18 protein-coding genes are annotated in these 19,270 nt (G+C 33.5%); 11 read left to right on the top strand and 7 right to left on the bottom strand.

The features are described from left to right. Window positions 1–17: 17 nt before the first annotated feature. A complete protein-coding gene (locus tag AB8B52_RS00755) occupies window positions 18–1,136 on the top strand; it encodes a TlpA family protein disulfide reductase (protein WP_406024248.1) in 1,119 nt (372 codons plus the stop codon). 899 nt (window positions 1,137–2,035) lie between these two features. On the opposite strand, the gene AB8B52_RS00750 is transcribed toward AB8B52_RS00755, so the two are convergent. Both AB8B52_RS00750 and purU read right to left on the bottom strand, forming a co-directional pair. Further along, window positions 2,036–3,136, bottom strand: coding sequence for an OmpA family protein (locus tag AB8B52_RS00750; protein ID WP_406024246.1), 1,101 nt, complete (start codon window positions 3,134–3,136; stop codon window positions 2,036–2,038). Between the two features lie 275 nt (window positions 3,137–3,411). Next, the gene (gene purU, locus AB8B52_RS00745) at window positions 3,412–4,266 is read right to left on the bottom strand and encodes a formyltetrahydrofolate deformylase (protein WP_406024312.1); all 855 of its coding nucleotides are present in this window, start codon (window positions 4,264–4,266) and stop codon (window positions 3,412–3,414) included. A gap of 145 nt (window positions 4,267–4,411) precedes the next feature. On the opposite strand from purU, the gene AB8B52_RS00740 reads away from it, so the two are divergent. The 4 genes from AB8B52_RS00740 (at window position 4,412) to AB8B52_RS00725 (ending at window position 9,776) form a co-directional block, all read left to right on the top strand. Beyond that, the gene (locus tag AB8B52_RS00740; protein ID WP_406024243.1) at window positions 4,412–7,927 is read left to right on the top strand and encodes a methylmalonyl-CoA mutase family protein; all 3,516 of its coding nucleotides are present in this window, start codon (window positions 4,412–4,414) and stop codon (window positions 7,925–7,927) included. Between the two features lie 163 nt (window positions 7,928–8,090). Continuing rightward, the gene (locus AB8B52_RS00735; RefSeq protein ID WP_406024241.1) at window positions 8,091–8,693 is read left to right on the top strand and encodes a transposase; all 603 of its coding nucleotides are present in this window, start codon (window positions 8,091–8,093) and stop codon (window positions 8,691–8,693) included. Continuing rightward, window positions 8,687–9,157 (top strand): OsmC family protein, encoded by a 471-nt coding sequence (locus tag AB8B52_RS00730; protein ID WP_406024239.1) that lies wholly within the window; start codon window positions 8,687–8,689, stop codon window positions 9,155–9,157. The genes AB8B52_RS00735 and AB8B52_RS00730 overlap by 7 nt, the downstream gene beginning before the upstream one ends. 4 nt (window positions 9,158–9,161) lie before the next feature. Next, window positions 9,162–9,776, top strand: coding sequence for a DEAD/DEAH box helicase (locus tag AB8B52_RS00725; RefSeq protein ID WP_406024237.1), 615 nt, complete (start codon window positions 9,162–9,164; stop codon window positions 9,774–9,776). A 4-nt stretch (window positions 9,777–9,780) separates the two neighbouring features. Here the strand turns inward: AB8B52_RS00725 and AB8B52_RS00720 are convergent, their stop codons facing one another. Then, a complete protein-coding gene (locus AB8B52_RS00720; RefSeq protein ID WP_406024235.1) occupies window positions 9,781–10,176 on the bottom strand; it encodes a hypothetical protein in 396 nt (131 codons plus the stop codon). Between the two features lie 117 nt (window positions 10,177–10,293). Between AB8B52_RS00720 and AB8B52_RS00715 the strand changes: the two genes are divergently transcribed. Then, window positions 10,294–10,737: an Lrp/AsnC family transcriptional regulator gene (locus tag AB8B52_RS00715; RefSeq protein WP_406024233.1), complete on the top strand. Its 444-nt coding sequence runs from the start codon at window positions 10,294–10,296 to the stop codon at window positions 10,735–10,737. 97 nt (window positions 10,738–10,834) lie between these two features. Here AB8B52_RS00715 and AB8B52_RS00710 read toward each other — a convergent pair whose 3' ends face one another. Continuing rightward, entirely contained in the window at window positions 10,835–11,341 is a 507-nt protein-coding gene (locus AB8B52_RS00710; RefSeq protein ID WP_406024231.1) for a hypothetical protein, read from the bottom strand. A gap of 232 nt (window positions 11,342–11,573) precedes the next feature. On the opposite strand from AB8B52_RS00710, the gene AB8B52_RS00705 reads away from it, so the two are divergent. Beyond that, window positions 11,574–12,176 carry a DUF1684 domain-containing protein gene (locus tag AB8B52_RS00705; protein WP_406024229.1) on the top strand — a complete coding sequence of 201 codons (603 nt, stop codon included), beginning with the start codon at window positions 11,574–11,576 and terminating at the stop codon, window positions 12,174–12,176. A gap of 35 nt (window positions 12,177–12,211) precedes the next feature. On the opposite strand, the gene AB8B52_RS00700 is transcribed toward AB8B52_RS00705, so the two are convergent. The 3 genes from AB8B52_RS00700 to AB8B52_RS00690 all read right to left on the bottom strand — a co-directional run bounded on the left by AB8B52_RS00700 (window position 12,212) and on the right by AB8B52_RS00690 (window position 14,002). After that, entirely contained in the window at window positions 12,212–12,685 is a 474-nt protein-coding gene (locus tag AB8B52_RS00700; protein ID WP_406024227.1) for a GNAT family N-acetyltransferase, read from the bottom strand. A 7-nt stretch (window positions 12,686–12,692) separates the two neighbouring features. Then, complete coding sequence (gene kdsA, locus AB8B52_RS00695; RefSeq protein ID WP_406024310.1) at window positions 12,693–13,508, bottom strand: 3-deoxy-8-phosphooctulonate synthase; 816 nt, start codon at window positions 13,506–13,508, stop codon at window positions 12,693–12,695. 131 nt (window positions 13,509–13,639) lie between these two features. Next, window positions 13,640–14,002 carry a hypothetical protein gene (locus tag AB8B52_RS00690; protein ID WP_406024225.1) on the bottom strand — a complete coding sequence of 121 codons (363 nt, stop codon included), beginning with the start codon at window positions 14,000–14,002 and terminating at the stop codon, window positions 13,640–13,642. A gap of 209 nt (window positions 14,003–14,211) precedes the next feature. Between AB8B52_RS00690 and typA the strand changes: the two genes are divergently transcribed. From typA to AB8B52_RS00670, 4 genes are all read left to right on the top strand, one after another. Continuing rightward, the gene (gene typA / locus AB8B52_RS00685; RefSeq protein ID WP_406024223.1) at window positions 14,212–16,008 is read left to right on the top strand and encodes a translational GTPase TypA; all 1,797 of its coding nucleotides are present in this window, start codon (window positions 14,212–14,214) and stop codon (window positions 16,006–16,008) included. Window positions 16,009–16,162: 154 nt separating this feature from the next. Next, window positions 16,163–16,372 carry a hypothetical protein gene (locus AB8B52_RS00680; protein WP_406024221.1) on the top strand — a complete coding sequence of 70 codons (210 nt, stop codon included), beginning with the start codon at window positions 16,163–16,165 and terminating at the stop codon, window positions 16,370–16,372. Continuing rightward, entirely contained in the window at window positions 16,362–17,741 is a 1,380-nt protein-coding gene (locus tag AB8B52_RS00675; protein ID WP_406024219.1) for a class I SAM-dependent methyltransferase, read from the top strand. Before AB8B52_RS00680 ends, AB8B52_RS00675 begins: the two co-directional genes overlap by 11 nt. Next, on the top strand, window positions 17,738–19,222 hold the full coding sequence (locus AB8B52_RS00670) for a hypothetical protein (protein WP_406024217.1): 1,485 nt from the start codon (window positions 17,738–17,740) through the stop codon (window positions 19,220–19,222). Before AB8B52_RS00675 ends, AB8B52_RS00670 begins: the two co-directional genes overlap by 4 nt. Window positions 19,223–19,270: the final 48 nt, after the last annotated feature.

Genomic DNA, 19,270 nt, shown 5'->3' with positions numbered 1-19,270 from the left:
ATATTATGAGTTGTTTTATGAAAAAACGCTTTACATTAATTATAATTTGTGTCCTAACAGCAACTTATTCTTTTGGTCAAATTAAAGTTTCAGAATTTTTACAGGAATCTACAATTGCATCAGCAGATGGCAATAAACTCTATTTTGTAGATTTTTGGGCTACGTGGTGTGGTCCTTGTATTACCGCAAAAGAACACTTGGGAGTGTTGCAAAAGCAATTTCCAAGCGATTTTTATGTGGTATCCTTAACAAGCGAAAACCCATTAATTGTTGAGAAATTTTTGAAGAAAAAACCGAATGGTCTAGCAGTCGCTATTGATTATAATAAAGAAACCTTTAAAAAGTATAACGTTTCTGTACTGCCAGAAGGTGTTTTGTTTAATGCCGAAGGAAAAGTATTATGGAAAGGTGGTGCGCCAGATTTAAAGAAGGACATCGTTGCTAAATATTTAAGACAACAAAAAACAACCACGTCCTTAAAAACCTTTTTTAACGTGGTTTCTTTAGAAGAAGAAAGCATCGCTGAGTACATGCCAATCGAGGATTTAGAAATAAAATTTATTAATAGTAATGACGAGGATTTAATGGTCATTACTAATGATGATTATTTGAAATTGTCAGGGTCGTTAAAACAGATTGTAGGTTACTTAGCTAAAATTTATAAGAATCAAATTGTATTAGAGGAAGGTTTAAATACCAATTATGAAATTTATTTTAAAAAGCCATTCAACACTGGCGAGAATTTGGCATTTAAGCTTATTACTAAAATGGAGCTTGGTGTTGAGAGAAAATATAATGAAGGCGAAGGCATCAGTTTTGTGATCGACACACCTAAGTTTTGGGATACCGACCAAATTGATTGGGGAAAAAATAACTCTCAATATTTAGTTGGCGATTCTCAGATTAAAGCAGATAACGTATCTCTAAAAGATATGGCATATCAATTAGCACATGTATTAGACATGCCAGTAATTGTGCCAGACGATAGTGAATTAAGCTTAGGACTTCACGACTGGGATTTTCATTACAAATTCTTTCAACTCATGCAATCTGATCTTGAAGACAATTACGGCATTAAAGCCGAGAAAAAAGTGGTGTCTTACCCTGTTTATCACATACAAAAACGAGTAAAGTAATTAGTGATGTCTGTTTTAGTGAGAATTAAATAAATTTACAGAGGTGAGTAGTTAAATACGCACTAAGAATTAATCATAATTAATTTTTTGATATTTGAATTATTAATAATTGTCCGTTCGAGCGCAGGCGAGAACTATTGATGTGCTTCTTGTAGGTCTCGACTGCGCTCAACCAGACCGTAGCTAATTAATTATCAATTCCCATAAGTAGCTATCTACAGTTCTCTATAAATTTAAAATTAGGCTACTTTTTTTGGAAAACAGTAATTTAAAACTGTGTATTTCTAATAGCTTAAGTCGTTATTTAGAATTTAAGTAAATCCAATTATGACATTTCCAATTGACTAAAAATATATCAGCGAAACGCAGTATGAATGAAAGGTGGAATTTCCAATGGACTTCAAAACCCGAATGATGGCACCTAATGGTGGCGAAATAGATTCAGATGAATTCTTTTTTTAGCTTCATCCTTTTTTCGATACATCTGATAAAAAATGAATAAGCCGAACCTGCAACTATATTGCGCTTGAAACAAAAAACGCAAGAAAATAGAAAGGATTTCCAGAAAACAGCATTGTCATTGGAAATGAGGATTCAGGCGATGTGATTTTTTTAAAACATATTGTTAATGGCTTACTATCTGAAGCAATTTATTCATAGGCTCATGGCAACATTGAAAAAATACCGGAATCAATTAAAGCATTAGACGAATAAAAAATGATGTGTGATTATTGTGTCTATCTCTAAGGTCTTGTAAAACTTCAACGCTAATAATCGACACATAATTTTCAGATGTAAAAGTACTATAAGTCATATCATAACAGTGTAAATACAAAAAGAGCCCCGAATTGGAGCTCTTTTTTATATGTAAACGCTAAACGTTTATTTAGTCTTAAGTATTAGTTACTTAAAACTCTAAACTCAGTACGTCTGTTTCTTTGGTGTTGTGTTTCAGAACAATCAGCACCGTTAGAACATCTGTTTGTTAAACGTGTTTCACCAAAACCTCTTGCAGTTAATCTGCTTCGAGAGATTCCTTTAGATACTAAATAGTTAACTACAGAATTAGCTCTTTGTTGAGATAAAGATTGGTTAAAATCGTCATTTCCTCTAGAATCTGTATGAGACATGATTTCGATGCTTACTGCAGAACCAGATAAGATTGGTAATAAAGTATCATCAATAGTCTTTTTAGATGCAGGAGTTAATCTTGCGCTACCTAATTCATAAAAAACAGGTAATACGTTTGGATCTAATAACTCACAATCAACTTCTTCCCAAGTAGTAATACCACCTTTCTTGTCTAAAACAGTTCTTGTAACCGTTTGGTATTGAGCAGCAATAGTGTTAGTCGTTGTTGATGCAGGTGTATCAATAACACGTCTTTTAATCGTTTTGTATTCAGCAGGAATTTCAATTTCATCCATTCTTGCAGGTGTTTTAACCACACGTTTTGTGTACGTTGTTGTTTGCTCTGGCACAGGAATAGAGTTTGTACTTGCGTCTGAAGATAATGTTGTAAATCCAACATCTCTCGATTGTGCAGGATATTCAACGAAACAAGCTGCAACACAGTCATCTTTGTTTACAGAAGGACAATCTTCTAAAATCTTATATTCCCATCCAGATGTTTTTGGATAAACTTCAAAAGTTCTAGAGTCATTTCCAAAAGAAGCAGGGACAACTTTTAAATCATTACGGCTCGCTTGTTTAACGTAAGGGACGTCAACGTTTTCGTAAGTAGCAGGCACATAGACAAACTTTTTAGAAGCTTCTTTTATTAAAACACGTTCTTCAACAGTTTTGTAAGTTGCAGGTATTACTTTTAATGTGGTGTAAGCCGGATACGTTTGTATCGTCTCTTCAATTTCTTTAAAGGTATCCTTTGTAATACATTTTACATAGCATTTACCTGGTTCAGGGTTGGTTGGTAAGCCTTGGGCTTGAGAAAATCCGATGCCAGCAATAAAGCAGACAAATAATAATAGTTTTGTTTTCATGGATAAAAATTAATTAGTTAATGGATTACATTTTTTTAGAGACATAGGTCTCTTACATCTTATTAGACGCAAATAAATCACAAGGGTCACAATTAACTTTTAGTTAGGATACGAGTTAATATTAAGTATGCAGTAGATTCGAGGGATGTTTATTGTTTTCAACAAACGGGTCGGCAATTTATAAAAAAAAATTAAAAAATTAACATAATTTTTGTGAATAAATTTTTAATAACTTTTCTTAAAACAGGAATATCCTTGTTAATTACTGAGGTTTTTTATGAAAATATCACCGTTTTATTATCATAAACCATTACTTTTCTATTGGCGTGAAGTTTAATAGCATTAGATAATACGATTTTTTCTAAATCACGGCCTTTCGCAATTAAGTCTTTAATAGAATGAGAGTGAGATACATGCGTTACGTCTTGTTCTATAATCGGTCCTGCATCAAGCTCTTCAGTAATGTAATGACTTGTGGCTCCTATAATTTTAACACCACGTTTGTAAGCTGAATGATAAGGTTTCGCGCCAACAAAAGCAGGTAAAAATGAATGGTGAATATTTATAATTCTATTCGGATATTTATGAATTAAAGTGCCTGAAACAATTTGCATATATCGTGCTAAAACGATAAAATCGATTTGATGTAATTCTAAGAGTCTTAATTGTTCTTGTTCAGCTTCAATTTTTGTTGTTTTGCTGATAGGAACATGATAAAATGGAATTTTAAAGCTGTCAGCAATTGGTTTTAAGTCGCTGTGATTACTTAGAATAAATGGAATTTCTAAATGTAATTCTCCAGAGTTGTAGCGTCCTAAAATATCATACAAACAATGGTCATATTTAGAGACAAATAATGCCATTTTTGGTTTTTTGTCTGCTTCAAATATGTTCCATTTAAGTTGAAAGGTATCTGCCAAAGTAGTGCTAAATAATTGTTTGAATTTTTCAATAGAAAAGGAAGCAGAATTAAATTCACATTCCAAACGCATAAAAAAGATATTCTGTTCTCTATCTACATGCTGATCTATGTATATGATGTTGCCTTCTCTATTAGAGATGAAATTAGTAACTAAGGCAATTATATTTGGTTGGTCTTCACAATGAATAAGAAGTGTAATCTGATGCATCATAGTAATCTGAAATTAAGTGTTAAAAGTAATTAAAATTGCCAGTGTCACTTACTTTTTATAAGTTTTAGATATTTGTTGATTATTGCTTTAATTTTTTGAATATTCCGTAAATTTGTGGCTCTAAATTCAACATTTATTAAGAATGATACAAGTGCCACCATACAAGCCAAAATATAAAATAAGAATTGTAACTGCTGCCTCTTTATTTGATGGGCACGATGCTGCCATCAATATAATGCGTCGCATCATTCAATCTACAGGAGTCGAAGTAATTCATTTAGGTCACGATAGAAGTGTAGAAGAAGTCGTAAATACAGCAATTCAAGAAGATGCAAATGCTATTGCAATGACCTCTTACCAAGGCGGACACAATGAGTACTTTAAATATATGTACGATTTGCTTAAAGAAAAAGGAGCAGAACATATTAAAATCTTCGGTGGAGGAGGTGGAGTTATTCTTCCAGAAGAAATCAAAGAATTGATGGATTATGGCATCACCAGAATCTATTCTCCAGATGACGGAAGAGAATTAGGGCTTCAAGGTATGATAAATGATTTGGTGCAACAATCGGAAGCCCCTTCTAGCTTTCCCAAAGGGGAAGAACCTAGAGTGTGTAACCAAGATGCTTCAGAACTCAGTAAGATGTCTAATGCTGAATTGATAAATTCCGTAAAGAATAAAGACGTAAAAACTATAGCACGTTTGATATCATTAGCAGAAAACAGGCATGATAAATTTGAAGAACTATTTTCAAAGCTGAGTGAGAGTTCTTCCCCTCAGGGGAAGCTAGAAGGGGTTTCTTGTCCTGTTCTTGGGATTACAGGAACAGGTGGAGCAGGTAAATCCTCTTTAGTAGATGAGTTGGTAAGACGTTTTCTTATTGATTTTCCTGAGAAGACAATTGGTTTAATTTCTGTAGATCCTTCTAAACGAAAAACAGGTGGAGCATTGTTAGGTGATCGTATTCGTATGAATGCGATTAACTCACCACGCGTTTATATGCGTAGTTTAGCAACACGTCAATCTAACTTAGCATTATCTAAATATGTCAATGAAGCTATTCAGGTTTTAAAGGCTGCAGAATACGATTTAATTATTCTTGAAACTTCGGGTATTGGGCAATCTGATACTGAGATTATGGAGCACAGTGATGTGGCTTTATACGTTATGACACCAGAATTTGGTGCAGCAACACAGCTCGAAAAAATCGATATGCTAGATTTTGCAGATTTAGTAGCCATCAATAAATTTGATAAACGTGGTTCTCTTGATGCTTTGCGCGATGTGAAGAAACAATACATGCGTAACAATAATCTTTGGGATGTTCATCAAGACGATTTACCTGTTTACGGAACCATAGCCTCTCAGTTTAACGATCCAGGAATGAATACGCTTTACAAAGCTATTATGGATAAATTGGTTGAAAAGGCAGATGCAGATTTAAAATCGACTTTTCATATTTCGGATGAAATGAGTGAGAAGATTTTTGTGATTCCGCCTTCACGTACACGTTACTTATCTGAAATTGCAGAAAGCAACAGAGCTTACGACAAAACAGCTAACGACCAAGTGGAAGTTGCTCAGAAATTATATGGAATATATAAAACAATCTGTTCTGTCGGTAATGTCACCTTGAGCGCAGTCGAAAGGTCTTTTATTGGAAAATTAGGCTTAAATGAAGATGAAATCCTTAATCAAGTTCAGGATGACACAACGAGAGATTTTATAAAATTATTAATCGCCGAATTTGACCGTGTAAAACTAAATCTAGATCCATACAACTGGGAAGTTATTACAGGATGGGACGAAAAAGTAAACAAATACAAAAACCCAATCTATTCTTTTAAAGTAAGAGATAAAGAGATAAAAATTGAAACACATACAGAGTCATTGTCACATACACAAATACCAAAAGTAGCTTTACCAAAGTATCAAGCTTGGGGAGATATTTTAAGATGGTGTTTACAAGAAAATGTACCCGGAGAATTTCCATATACGTCAGGATTATATCCTTTTAAAAGAACAGGTGAAGATCCAGCGCGTATGTTTGCAGGAGAAGGTGGTCCAGAACGTACCAACAAACGTTTTCATTATGTAAGTATGGGCTTACCTGCAAAACGTTTATCGACGGCTTTTGATAGTGTAACACTTTACGGAAATGATCCAGATTTACGTCCAGATATTTATGGTAAAATCGGGAATGCAGGTGTCTCTATTTGTTGCTTAGATGATGCTAAAAAATTATATTCTGGTTTTAATCTAGCAGATGTAATGACGTCGGTGAGTATGACGATTAACGGGCCAGCACCTATGTTGCTTGGTTTTTTTATGAATGCAGCCATCGATCAGCAATGTGAAATCTACATTAAAGAAAACGGCTTAGAAAAGGAAGTTGAAGCAAAAATTGCGAAGCTATACAAAGGCAAAGAACGTCCAAGGTACAATGGTGAATTACCAGAAGGAAACAATGGTTTAGGCCTAATGCTTTTGGGTCTTACAGGAGATCAAGTATTACCAGCAGATGTGTACTTAGATATTAAAACAAAAACAATTGCCCAGGTTAGAGGAACTGTACAAGCCGATATTTTAAAAGAAGATCAGGCTCAAAATACGTGTATTTTCTCTACGGAATTTGCCATTCGTTTAATGGGAGATGTGCAAGAGTATTTTATAGAAAATAATGTTCGTAATTTTTATTCGGTGTCAATTTCGGGTTATCATATTGCAGAAGCTGGTGCGAACCCAATTACGCAATTAGCGTTGACCTTATCTAACGGATTTACTTATGTAGAATATTACTTAAGTAGAGGAATGGATATCAATAAGTTTGGACCAAATTTATCATTCTTCTTTTCAAACGGAATCGATCCAGAATATGCGGTTATTGGTCGTGTAGCTCGTAAGATTTGGGCTAAAGCCATGAAAAATAAATACGGAGCCAACTCTAGAGCTCAGATGTTGAAGTATCATATTCAGACTTCGGGTCGTAGTTTGCACGCTCAAGAAATTGACTTTAACGACATACGTACAACGCTTCAAGCTTTGTATGCTATTTATGATAATTGTAATTCATTACATACCAATGCGTATGACGAAGCAATTACAACTCCGACGGAAGAGTCTGTAAGACGTGCCATGGCCATTCAATTGATTATCAACAAAGAATTAGGTTTAGCTAAGAATGAAAATCCAATTCAAGGGTCTTTCATTATTGAAGAATTAACCGATTTGGTTGAAGAAGCTGTTTTATTAGAATTCGATCGCATTACAGAACGTGGAGGCGTTTTAGGTGCTATGGAAACCATGTACCAACGTTCTAAAATACAAGAAGAAAGTTTGTATTATGAAACCTTGAAGCATAATGGTGAATTCCCAATTATTGGTGTCAATACTTTTTTAAGTAGTAAAGGGTCGCCAACGGTTGTGCCGAAGGAAGTGATTAGAGCGACGGAAGAAGAAAAACAATATCAAATTGAAATATTAAAGCATCTTCATGAAGCACATGATACTGATGAATTATTAAGAGACCTTCAAGAAAGAGCCATTAGCAATCAGAATATTTTTGAAGCATTGATGGAAGTTTGTAAAGTATGCTCTTTAGGCCAAATCACGTCAGCATTGTTCGAGGTTGGAGGGCAGTATCGTCGTAATATGTAATTCCGTAGGGACAAGTCGCGACTTGTCCGTACCGATGTTTTGTGAAAGAATTTGCAATGATTCCGCAATCCGTAGGGACAAGTGGCGACTTGTCCGTACAGCATATTGGATATAAAATTGCAATGGGCAAAAAAAATATAATCATTTCAAAGAATAAAAATATATGAGAAATCGCAAGCATAATCGTATGAAAGGATATGATTATTCGCGCGATAATTTATATTTCATAACCATTTGTGTGGATGGTATGCGGTATTGTTTGGGTGATGTGGTTGATGGGAATGCCGATTTGAATGATAATTTCGATTTGAATGCGAATGCTGATTTGAATGATAATGCCGTAGGGACAAGTCGCGACTTGTCCGTACATAAAGGCGATGTGCAAAAATCATCCCAAAAAATCATGAAATTGAATTCATTTGGTGAAATTGTAAAAGCCCAATTAAATTGGTTAGAAAATCAATATCAATATGTTGTAATGCATTCCGAAGTTGTAATGCCAAATCATATGCATGCGATATTAGAAATAGATCGCAGTTTAGTTTCAGAAAAAGGAGTGAAAATAAAATCATTATCAGAATTAGTTGGAGCTTTTAAAACCACATCATCAAAATTAATTCGTAGGTCAGGTTTTTTAGAATTTAAATGGAAGCGTTCCTTTCACGATCATATTATCAGGAACACTAAAGCTTACCAACATATTTCAGATTATATTCAAAATAATCCCTCAAAATGGGATCACGATGTATTCAATAAAACATGCTAGAAAAAGAATTCAAAGTAAAAACAAGTTGGTCGTCTAAACATAAAAAAGCCGATTCCGATTTGTTTTCAAACTCTAAAACGCATCAGGTTTATATAAAAGATAAAGCACCTTTTATTGTTTCGGCTGCAAAAGAATTTAAAGGAGATCAAACCAAACATAATCCTGAAGATTTATTTTTATCAGCACTTTCATCGTGCCACATGATGTCTTATAAGTATTTGTGTGATAAGAATGGGATTACTTTAATTGATTATACAGATGACACTTCAGGCAAATTAAAAGTTAAGCCAGATGGAAGCGGAGCATTTGTTTCCATAGTATTATCGCCTATTGTGACTATTTTAGAGAAAAATAAAATAGATTTGGCAATTCGTCTTCATACAGAAGCAAATCGCCTTTGTTTTATTGCCAACTCTTGCAGTGTACCAATAACACATAAGCCACAAATACAAATCGTTAAATAACATTATGTCTTTCAAAAAATTACATCCTTTATTAAAAGAATCATTAGAACATGTGGGTTTTGAAACCGCTAATGCACTTCAGAAAAAAGTGTTGCCTACGTTAAAAGGAGGTTCTAGTGCTTATGTAATTGCTCCTAAAGGAAGTGGTAAAACAACAGCATTGATTATTGCTATTATTCATAAATTAAAAGCAGAAGCTTATGAAGATTCACCAAGAGCAATTGTTGTGGTAAACGATAAAGAGCATGCCTTGGCTCTAAAAACTGAATTTGAAAGGTTCACCAAGAATACAGATTTAAGAATCTATGCGCTTTATGATGAATATGATATCGATAAGCAAAAAACAGAGGTGTATTACGGTCAAGATATCGTCATTGCAACTCCTGCACGTTTGAGTAAACTTTATTTTTTAAATGGGATTCACTTAGGGGAAATTCAAATTTTTGCACTAGAAGATGCCGATTATTTAGCTAGAAATAATGGATATAACCATATTTTACGATTGTCGGAAAGTATTAATAAATGCCAATTTATAATTACTGCGGATACGATGAATTCTAAAATTCAGAACTATCAGAATGGGTTTATGAGTAATGCGCATTTGATAGTTTCAAAGTAAATACTCACAACGTCAGCATCCAGTTGCGTTGTAGTTTTCTGAATTTCCGTAACTCTCCTCTTAGAATTGGTAAAAAATCTTTGCCGTTACTTTTAGAATGTTCCAAACGTTTACAATTATTGTAAAGACGATGTGTTAAGCGGTCTAAAGTTTCGAGATGTTGGTGTTTTTTATCAGAGTAGCGTTCGCGTTCTGCATTGATAATTTCAGGAGCCAAGTTAGTCGATTGCTGAATAATATCTCCCGTAAAATAAATATACGCATCCTCAGAACCATCTGTATTTAAATACACCAAATCCTGATTGAGATAGGTCGAAATACTGCGTGATAACACAATAATATCCATGGCCTTTTGGTATACAGGCAAATCCTTTAAATGAGACGGTAGGTTGTAGTTCATAATTTCAATAGCAGTCGATACGAAATTAAGCTCTAAAATTGATATTAAACTTTTGTATTTAAAGTAAATTTGTATATTTACTTTAATAATGATGTTATTATAGTTAAAAATCTTTAAATGAGTATAGATAATTTGAATTGGAAGATTTTGAAGTGTTTGCAGCAAAATGCACGTATCTCTAATGCCGAAATTGGAAGACAAGTAGGTATCACGTCTCCAGCAGTTTCAGAACGTATTAAAAAAATGGAAGATGCTGAAATAATTCAAGGCTACACCACTTTTATATCACCTTTTGAAGCTGGTTATCAGCTGAAGGCTTTAATTACATTACGTGCTTTTATGGGCATGTTGAAACCGTTTTTAGAGAAGGTAAAAACCTATGATGAGGTTGTTAATTGTTACCGTATTACAGGAAACGAAAATATTGTGATGGAAGTGGTTCTGAAAAATCAAAAACATTTAGAAGCATTTATAGATCAGTTGATTAGTTATGGTGAAACCAAAACGCAGATTGTGTTGTCTCATGTGGTGAAGCATAGTGAGATAAAGCCGCTTGTGTAGGGACAAGTCGCGACTTGTCCGTACAGTGCGTCCGTCCGTACAGCGAATCTCTTTGTGCAATGCATCCGTCCATAAAGTCCACGCCAATTCAGATGCATCAATTTCCATCAAAAAAATCATCAGGATTAAAAGGAATATCGTCATCAGGATCATGATCGTCATAATTAACGCCAGGTGGATTAAAAAGTCCCCAGCGATCAATAGTATAATTCCAAGGATCAAAAGTGTTTACCCATTCGGCAAAAAGGATTCTAAATGCTTCAACATCTTGTCTTAAAAGGTTGAGGTATTCTTCATCTTTATAGCCATACATTTCTAATCCTCTTACATCAGTAATGAGTTCTTTTGCTGCTTTTCTAATCAAAGTGGCACTTTCCATTTTTAAGTCATACGGTGTGTCCTTGTTGGTAGCTCTTGTAATCTTAGCAGGAATAATCATGGCATTCTTTCTCAAATAATCAAGATTATGCTGAAGCAGTTCTGATTCAATATCATTTTCGAATTTAATGTCTGTATTTTCAACCACCTGTACTAAATGTGTTACCAATTTATAGATGTCCTGAGCTTTTTTGAATAGCGGTGATTTTTTCCAATCATCTTTCATAATTGCAATTTTGTAGGGCTAATATTTTCTTTTCGATTTATCAATTTATTACCAAATTAGGAATTCAAAATTTTTGATTGAAGGCTGAAACAGAATTTCTTAATGCAATAAGCCTTTAAATGATGTAAAATATTGAAATCAATTCAAATTAAAAAATCCTATTATTTATTTTTTAACCTCATGAAACAAAAAGATGGATAAGTCGTATTTTTGAATTCTAAAGTGTAGAATTATGCGAATTTTAGTTGCCTTATTAATTGTAACATCTTTGGTAAGTTGTGGTGAGCATAAAAAGCCGATTCTAGGCGAAACACCATTTCAACTAAAAATGAATGCTGAATTTAAGGACGCATCAAAATCACCTTTAAAATCTAGAGATTTAAAAAATTTTAAGGGTCTAGACTTTTTTGTTTACGATTCTACTTTTGTGGTGACTGCGACTTTAAAACGCACTCCAGATACAGAATGGTTTAATATGAAAACAACCACTGACCGTTTATCTAAAGAGCGCATTTTTGGTGTTTTGACTTTTGAACTGAAGGGCAAAACATTTCAATTAAATGTTTACCAAGGCGAAGAGATGCTGACGACTGAAGGTTTTGAGGATTATCTTTTTTTGCCTTTTTTAGACCATACCAATGGTAATTTAACCTATGGAGGAGGACGTTACATAGATTTAAGAATTCCTGAGGGAAACATCATGGAAATCGATTTTAATTCTGCCTACAATCCTTATTGTGTGTATAATGAAAAGTTTTCCTGTCCTATTGTCCCTCGAATTAATTATTTAGATATTGAAGTTAGGGCTGGAATAAAGGCATTTGTTAAAGAATAAATTAAAATGAGGTTCTAGTGAATTTAGATTAAGACTTAAAATATTTTTTCAACCAAATAATTCTCAAAAACCACTCCCTTAACTGTTTTCTTTTGTTTCTTAATAACATCATAATACTTATTATCAAAAAACGGAAGTGCAGTTTTACTGACGTCAGATTTAATGACTTCAAAATCATTCATCATAACTTGCGATTCTATAATCCGCAATAATTTAGACCCAATGCCTTGGCGCTGGTAATCTTTATGAACAAATAAGCCATCAAAATAATTACCATTTTTTAAGTAGGCAAAACCGACGATGATGTTTTCAATTTTAGCAACAATGAAATAAAGTTTGCTAATGCGTTCTTCCCAAGTTTCAATAGCATCAGCACCAGAAGCCCAAATCATAATTTGTTTTTCGGAATAATGTTTCGAGTTTATATGCGTAATTGTATCTCTAAAAATCGATGTGATTTCTGGAATATCTTCTAAAGTCGCGGTTCTTATTTCTATTTGGTTTTTCAAACTAATACTATAAACTATTGATGGTTTTCCTAATAGCAACCAAATTAGTTAACAAACCTTCCAGATTATCTAAATGCAACATATTAGCTCCATCGCTTTTGGCGTTTGCAGGATCAAAATGGGTTTCAATAAAAAGGCCATCTACATGATTTACGATTCCGGCTCTGGCAATCGTTTCAATCATATCTGGCCGTCCGCCTGTAACACCAATACTTTGGTTGGGTTGTTGCAGAGAATGCGTTACATCTAAAACCGTTGGTGCAAATTGGCGCATGGTTGGGATACCTCTAAAATCTACAATCATATCTTGGTAGCCAAACATGGTGCCGCGATCTGTAATCCAAGCGTGTTCGTTACCTGCATCTTTTACTTTTTGTACAGCGTGTTTCATGGCTTCCGGACTCATAAATTGTCCTTTCTTTAAATTGACCACTTTCCCTGTATTTGCAGCAGCAACAACTAAATCGGTTTGTCTTACCAAAAATGCAGGAATTTGTAAAACATCAACATATTCAGCAGCCATGGCAGCATCAGAGGCTTCATGTATGTCTGTAACGGTTGGTACATCAAAGGTTTCAGAAACCTTTCTTAAAATCTTCAAAGCTTTTTCATTGCCAATACCTGTAAAACTATCAATTCTACTACGATTGGCTTTTTTAAAACTGCCTTTAAACACGTATGGAATTTCAAGTTTATCTGTAATTGTAATTACTTTTTCAGCAATGCGTAAGGCCATGTCTTCGCCTTCAATGGCACAAGGACCACAAAGCAAAAAGAAGTTGTTAGATTGGGTATGTTTTAATTTTGGAATGCTTATCAAAATTTTCGACTTAAAAGTTAAGTGACAAAGATACGATTCTGGATGGTTTGTTGAAGAATAGACGACACGTAATTTAAATAGTCACTTTACGGATTTTCGTCTTAGGTCTTCTGTCTTGGTTTAAGTCGTTTTTCTTAAAATTCCTTCTTAATACTATTTCGAACAATCCACAGTGACATTATAAAATTACCAATCACTAAAAGACCTCCGTAAAAAAGTATGTTTTTAGACGATTCAGACCATTGAATAATGTGAAGTAAATTAGATAAATAAGCTAAAATTAAATAAGACGACAAACAGACGAAGACGATACCTAATGAAAAATTTAATTGTCTACTCGGTTTAATCAATTGCCATAAAAAAGGAATGCCAAAAAGTAAAATAGGGTAGGCAGAAATACCTTCCATTTTATTAAAGTTCGTAAACCAATACACAATAACAGACAAGAAATAGAGGTAAGGAATGTATTTGGTGTATTTGCTAATTATATCCATCATTTTAATTTTAAGTAGTTAAGACGAAAACCTTAAGTTTTGTAGAGAAAAGCCCAATTAGCGATTGGTTTCTTAGGATAGGCTTTTTACTGTAATTCAATTCATTAACCCAAGATACAAAGGGATCGTTCTTCAAAAATAAATTATAACATATTATTAACGAAATGAGTAGAATTAGATGTACCTTTGCACGCTTAAAATCAGCATAAGTTATGGCTAATATCAAAAACATCGCAATTATTGCACACGTCGATCACGGAAAAACTACTTTGGTAGATAAGATTATGTATCACTGTCAGTTGTTTCGCGAAAACGAAAACACTGGAGATTTAATTTTGGATAATAATGATTTAGAACGCGAAAGAGGCATTACAATTACCTCTAAAAACGTTTCTGTTGTATACAAAGACACTAAAATTAATATTATTGATACTCCTGGTCACGCCGATTTTGGTGGTGAAGTAGAGCGTGTATTAAATATGGCTGATGGTGTTGTACTATTGGTAGATGCTTTTGAAGGCCCAATGCCACAAACACGTTTCGTTTTGCAAAAAGCGATTGATTTAGGTTTAAAACCTTGTGTTGTAATTAACAAAGTGGATAAGGAAAATTGTACACCAGATGAGGTGCACGAGAAGGTTTTCGATTTAATGTTTGAGCTTGGTGCAGAAGAATGGCAGTTAGATTTCCCAACAGTATACGGTTCTGCAAAGAACAACTGGATGAGTGACGATTGGAAAAACGAAACAGATAACGTTGAGCCATTATTAGATATGGTGATTGAGCATGTGCCAACTCCAGTTTTTGAAGAAGGTACAACACAAATGTTAATTACATCTTTAGATTTCTCTTCATTTACAGGTCGTATTGCAATTGGTCGCGTACAGAGAGGAACTATTGTAGAAGGACAACAAATCGCTTTAGTAAAAAGAGATGGATCTGTTATAAAAAGTAGAATTAAAGAAGTTTTCATTTTTGAAGGCTTAGGACGTAAGAAAGTAAAAAGTGTTCAAACAGGAGATATTTGTGCATTAGTTGGTGTTGAAGGTTTTGAAATTGGTGATACGGTTGCTGATTTAGAAAATCCTGAGGGTTTAAAATCGATTGCGATAGATGAGCCAACAATGAGCATGTTGTTTACGATTAACGATTCTCCTTTCTTTGGAAAAGATGGAAAGTTTGTAACGTCTCGTCATATTAAAGATCGTTTAGAAAAAGAATTAGAAAAGAACTTAGCATTGCGTTTAGGTGAAACTGATACAGCAGATAAGTTTATGGTTTTTGGTCGTGGTGTCTTGCACTTATCGGTTTTAATTGAAACGATGCGTCGCGAAGGTTACGAACTTCAAATAGGACAACCACAGGTAATCATCAAAGAAATTGATGGTGTTAAATGCGAACCAATTGAAGAGTTAACCATTGATTTACCTGAAACAGTTTCTGGAAAAGCGGTTGAGTTTGTAACCAAGCGTAAAGGTGAGTTATTAAGTATGGTGACCAAAGGTGAGCGTATGATTTGTGAGTTTATGATTCCTTCTCGTGGTATTATCGGTTTACGTAACCAACTACTAACAGCCACAGCAGGTGAAGCCATTATGGCACACCGTTTTAAAGAATATCAGCCATTGAAAGGTGAGATTCCTGGTCGTATTTCAGGATCTTTAATTTCTATGGAAAACGGTACAGCAATTCCTTATTCTATTGATAAATTACAAGATAGAGGCAAGTTCTTTGTAGAGCCAGGTGAAAATATTTACGAAGGTCAGGTGATTGGAGAAAACTCTCGCCAAGATGATATGTCTGTAAACATTACGAAAGCTAAAAAGCAAAGTAATGTCCGTAGTTCTGGAGCAGATGATAAAGCTAAGATTGTACCAGCTATTAAGTTTTCTTTAGAGGAAGCTTTAGAGTACATACAAAAAGATGAGTATGTTGAAGTGACACCAAACTCATTAAGATTGCGTAAAGTTTACTTAAAAGAAGTAGATCGTAAGCGTAATAAAATTTAATAAGATATTTTATTTATAAAGTTGAAAAGAGAAATGCTGAAAAGTGTTTCTCTTTTTTTTGGTTAAGTCTTAATTTTCTGAGTTACACGAGCTTATTTATTTTTAAAAAATGAACATAATATTTTAAGTTTTCTATCTTTACAAAAAACCAAAGATGCCTTTACTTTATTTCGATCCAGGCTTAGGTGCTATGATTATTCAAGCAATTGTCGCTGCTGTAGCAGGTTTTGTGCTATTTTCAAAAAATTTAATGTACAAAATAAAGTTGTTTTTAGGGCTTTCTAAGCCTCTTGAAGACGACGTTTTTGACGATATTGAAATTAAAGATTCAGATATAGAAAATCAAGATTCTAGTGGACGTTAAAAACGCGCATCCGTCTTCATTTAGAGATCCTTCAGGTTATGTTTATATCGAGAATGGAGATATAAAAAGACGAATTAACCCTATTTATTTTAAGCAATATCAGGCACTAACCGATAGTGGTTTTTATAATATATTGTTCGAAAATGGGTTATTGATTAAACACGAGGAAGTTGAAAGTACTACTGACCAAATTATTATAAAAGCAGAAAAAATTCCCTTTATAACCTATCCGTACGAGTGGAGTTTTAACATGTATAAAGAAGCGGCTTTACTAACCTTAAAACTGCAAAAATATAGTTTAGAAAAAGGATTTTCTTTAAAAGATGCTTCAGCATTTAATATTACTTTTCACAAAGGTAAAGCGCTATTTATAGATACTTTATCCTTTGATTTTTACAAGGAGAATTCACCATGGCGCGCTTATAAACAGTTTATAACGCATTTTTTTGGGCCATTGGTATTAGCGCATTATCATGGTGCTCAGCAATTAAAACTACTCAGCAATTTTATTGATGGGATTCCTGTAAAAATGCTTAGTTCTATGTTGCCTTTTAAAACCAAGCTTAGTCCTATTTTGTATTCAAATATCCATCTTTTAGCAAAGCTAGAAGATCAGCATAATGAAGATTATAAAGGTGAAACTAAAAAAGCCACTTTGTCTAAAAAAGGGCAGCTTAATATTATTAAAAGTCTCTACGATTACATTAAAGACTTAGAGTTGAAGGAACATTCTGAATGGGGAAATTACTACACTAAGACCAATTATACAGATGCGGCTTTTATTAAAAAATCAGATATTATAAATGGTTGGGTAAAAAACTTGAAACCCTCACGTTTAATAGATGTTGGTGGCAACGACGGTACATTTGTAAGAAAGCTTGATAGTGCCTTAGAAACAGCTTTGGTCTGCGACATAGATAATAATGCTGTAGATTTTAATCACAAAACCCAAAAATTAAATAAGGAACAGACTATGCTACCATTTGTGTTAGATGTTCTAAACCCTTCAGCAGCTATTGGCTTAAATAATGTAGAGCGCGATTCGTTTATAAATCGAATTAAAGATTTCGCTCCACAGGTCACTTTAGCTCTAGCAGTAATACATCATATGTCGTTATCAGGTAATGTGCCTTTTAGCGAATCTGCTAAGTTTTTTAGTTCTTTTTCTGAGCATTTAATTATTGAATTTCCAAAAAGAAATGATTCTTGGGTGCAACGTCTTTTAAATAATAAAGCAGATTTTAAGGATCATTTTGAGTTTTATACCATCGGGAATTTTGAGAAAGCTTATAGTGTTTATTTTGAAGTAGTAGAAAAAATAATTATTGAAAATTCTGAGCGTGTACTCTATTTATTTAAAGTATCATGATTTCAAAATTAAAAAAATGGTTAGCACTTTACTTAGAAAGTAATAAGCAATATCCAACTCTTGTCGCTATCGCTTCAGGTCTATATCCATTAGTTTATTATTATAATAATAATTTACTTATGGCTAATTCCTGGTTACAATTCATTTGGTTTTTAGCATTGTTTGTCTTTATCCCTATTCTTCTTTTTAATCTTACATACTACATTGTAAATAAATTTGACATTTTTCATTCTGTTAAAGCGCATGCCCTAGCTGGTCTAAACCTTTTTACCTTTGGTGCTTTAATACTTTTGATTTCCATTGGAATTACAAAACTATACTTAGTGATTTTGGGTATTTCGGCTTTAGGCCTGATGTTTATTATTTCTAAGTTTCTAAAAAAAATTGTGTTACTTCAGTGGGTTATGATAATTTTTACAATCTTATTATTAATACCCAAGTGCTTTAGTTATTTTAGTTATTCTGATGATTGGGAGCAATTGCCAGATACCATAGCTGACGTGAAATTTGTAAAGCAACCTAATATTTATATTATTCAACCAGATGGTTATGCCAATTTTTCAGCATTAAATAAAGAGCCTTACAACTACGATAACGGAGCGTTTAAAACATTTTTAAAAGGTCATAATTTTGAAATTTATAGCGATCACAGGAGTAATTATTTCTCTACGTTAACCTCCAATGCGTCTATGTTTGCAATGAAACATCATTTTTTTCTGGAACCTACTAGCGCGAAGACCTCATACTATGATTATCGGAAAAGTTTGGCAGGAAAGAATAATGCCATGCAAATACTAAAAAATAATAATTATAAAACGTTTATGCTTTTAGATTATCCATATATAATTATTAATAGGCCAAAGCAAGATGTAGATGTTTTAAATTATAACTACAATACAATGTCTTATCTAGGAAATACATGGAAAGGTAAAGAACCGCTTGACACGTTAGCACATTTAATTACCTCAAATAAAAAAACTAATAATTTCTTTTTTATTGAAAAGATTTTACCAACACATATTGAAAATTTAAAATCGAAAAGTAAGGGAGTAGAGGGTGAGCGTATTGCCTATTTTAAAAGGCTAGAAGAGAGCAATACCTGGCTTAGGAAAATGATTGAAACCATAAGTTTACATGACGAAAATGGTCTTATTGTTTTAATCTCCGATCATGGAGGTTATGTTGGTTTAGAAGCTGCTGAAGAGGTTTATAATAAACAGCAAAATCCAGATTTAGTTAATTCTATTTTTTCTTCTTTATTGGCTATAAAATGGTCTGGTAATAAAACACAACACTTTCAGGATAACCCTAAGAGTAATGTAAATCTCTTTCGAGTTTTATTTTCTCATTTATCAGAAAATGAAACTTATTTAAATAATTTAGAAGACAATGGCAGTTATCAAATCATAAAGCAGAACGCGCCATTTGGTGTTTATAAATTAATCGATTCGTCAGGCCAAGTAGTTTTTGAAAAAGAGTAAAACGATTAACCTAAGCTTAATACTTAACCGACACAACGGAAAGTTATT

Origin of the sequence: Winogradskyella sp. (assembly GCF_045105575.1) — a bacterium.
GTDB lineage: Bacteria > Bacteroidota > Bacteroidia > Flavobacteriales > Flavobacteriaceae > Winogradskyella.
The sequence above is the reverse complement of the archived record's forward strand: the minus strand, read 5'-3'. Positions and strand labels throughout refer to the sequence as shown.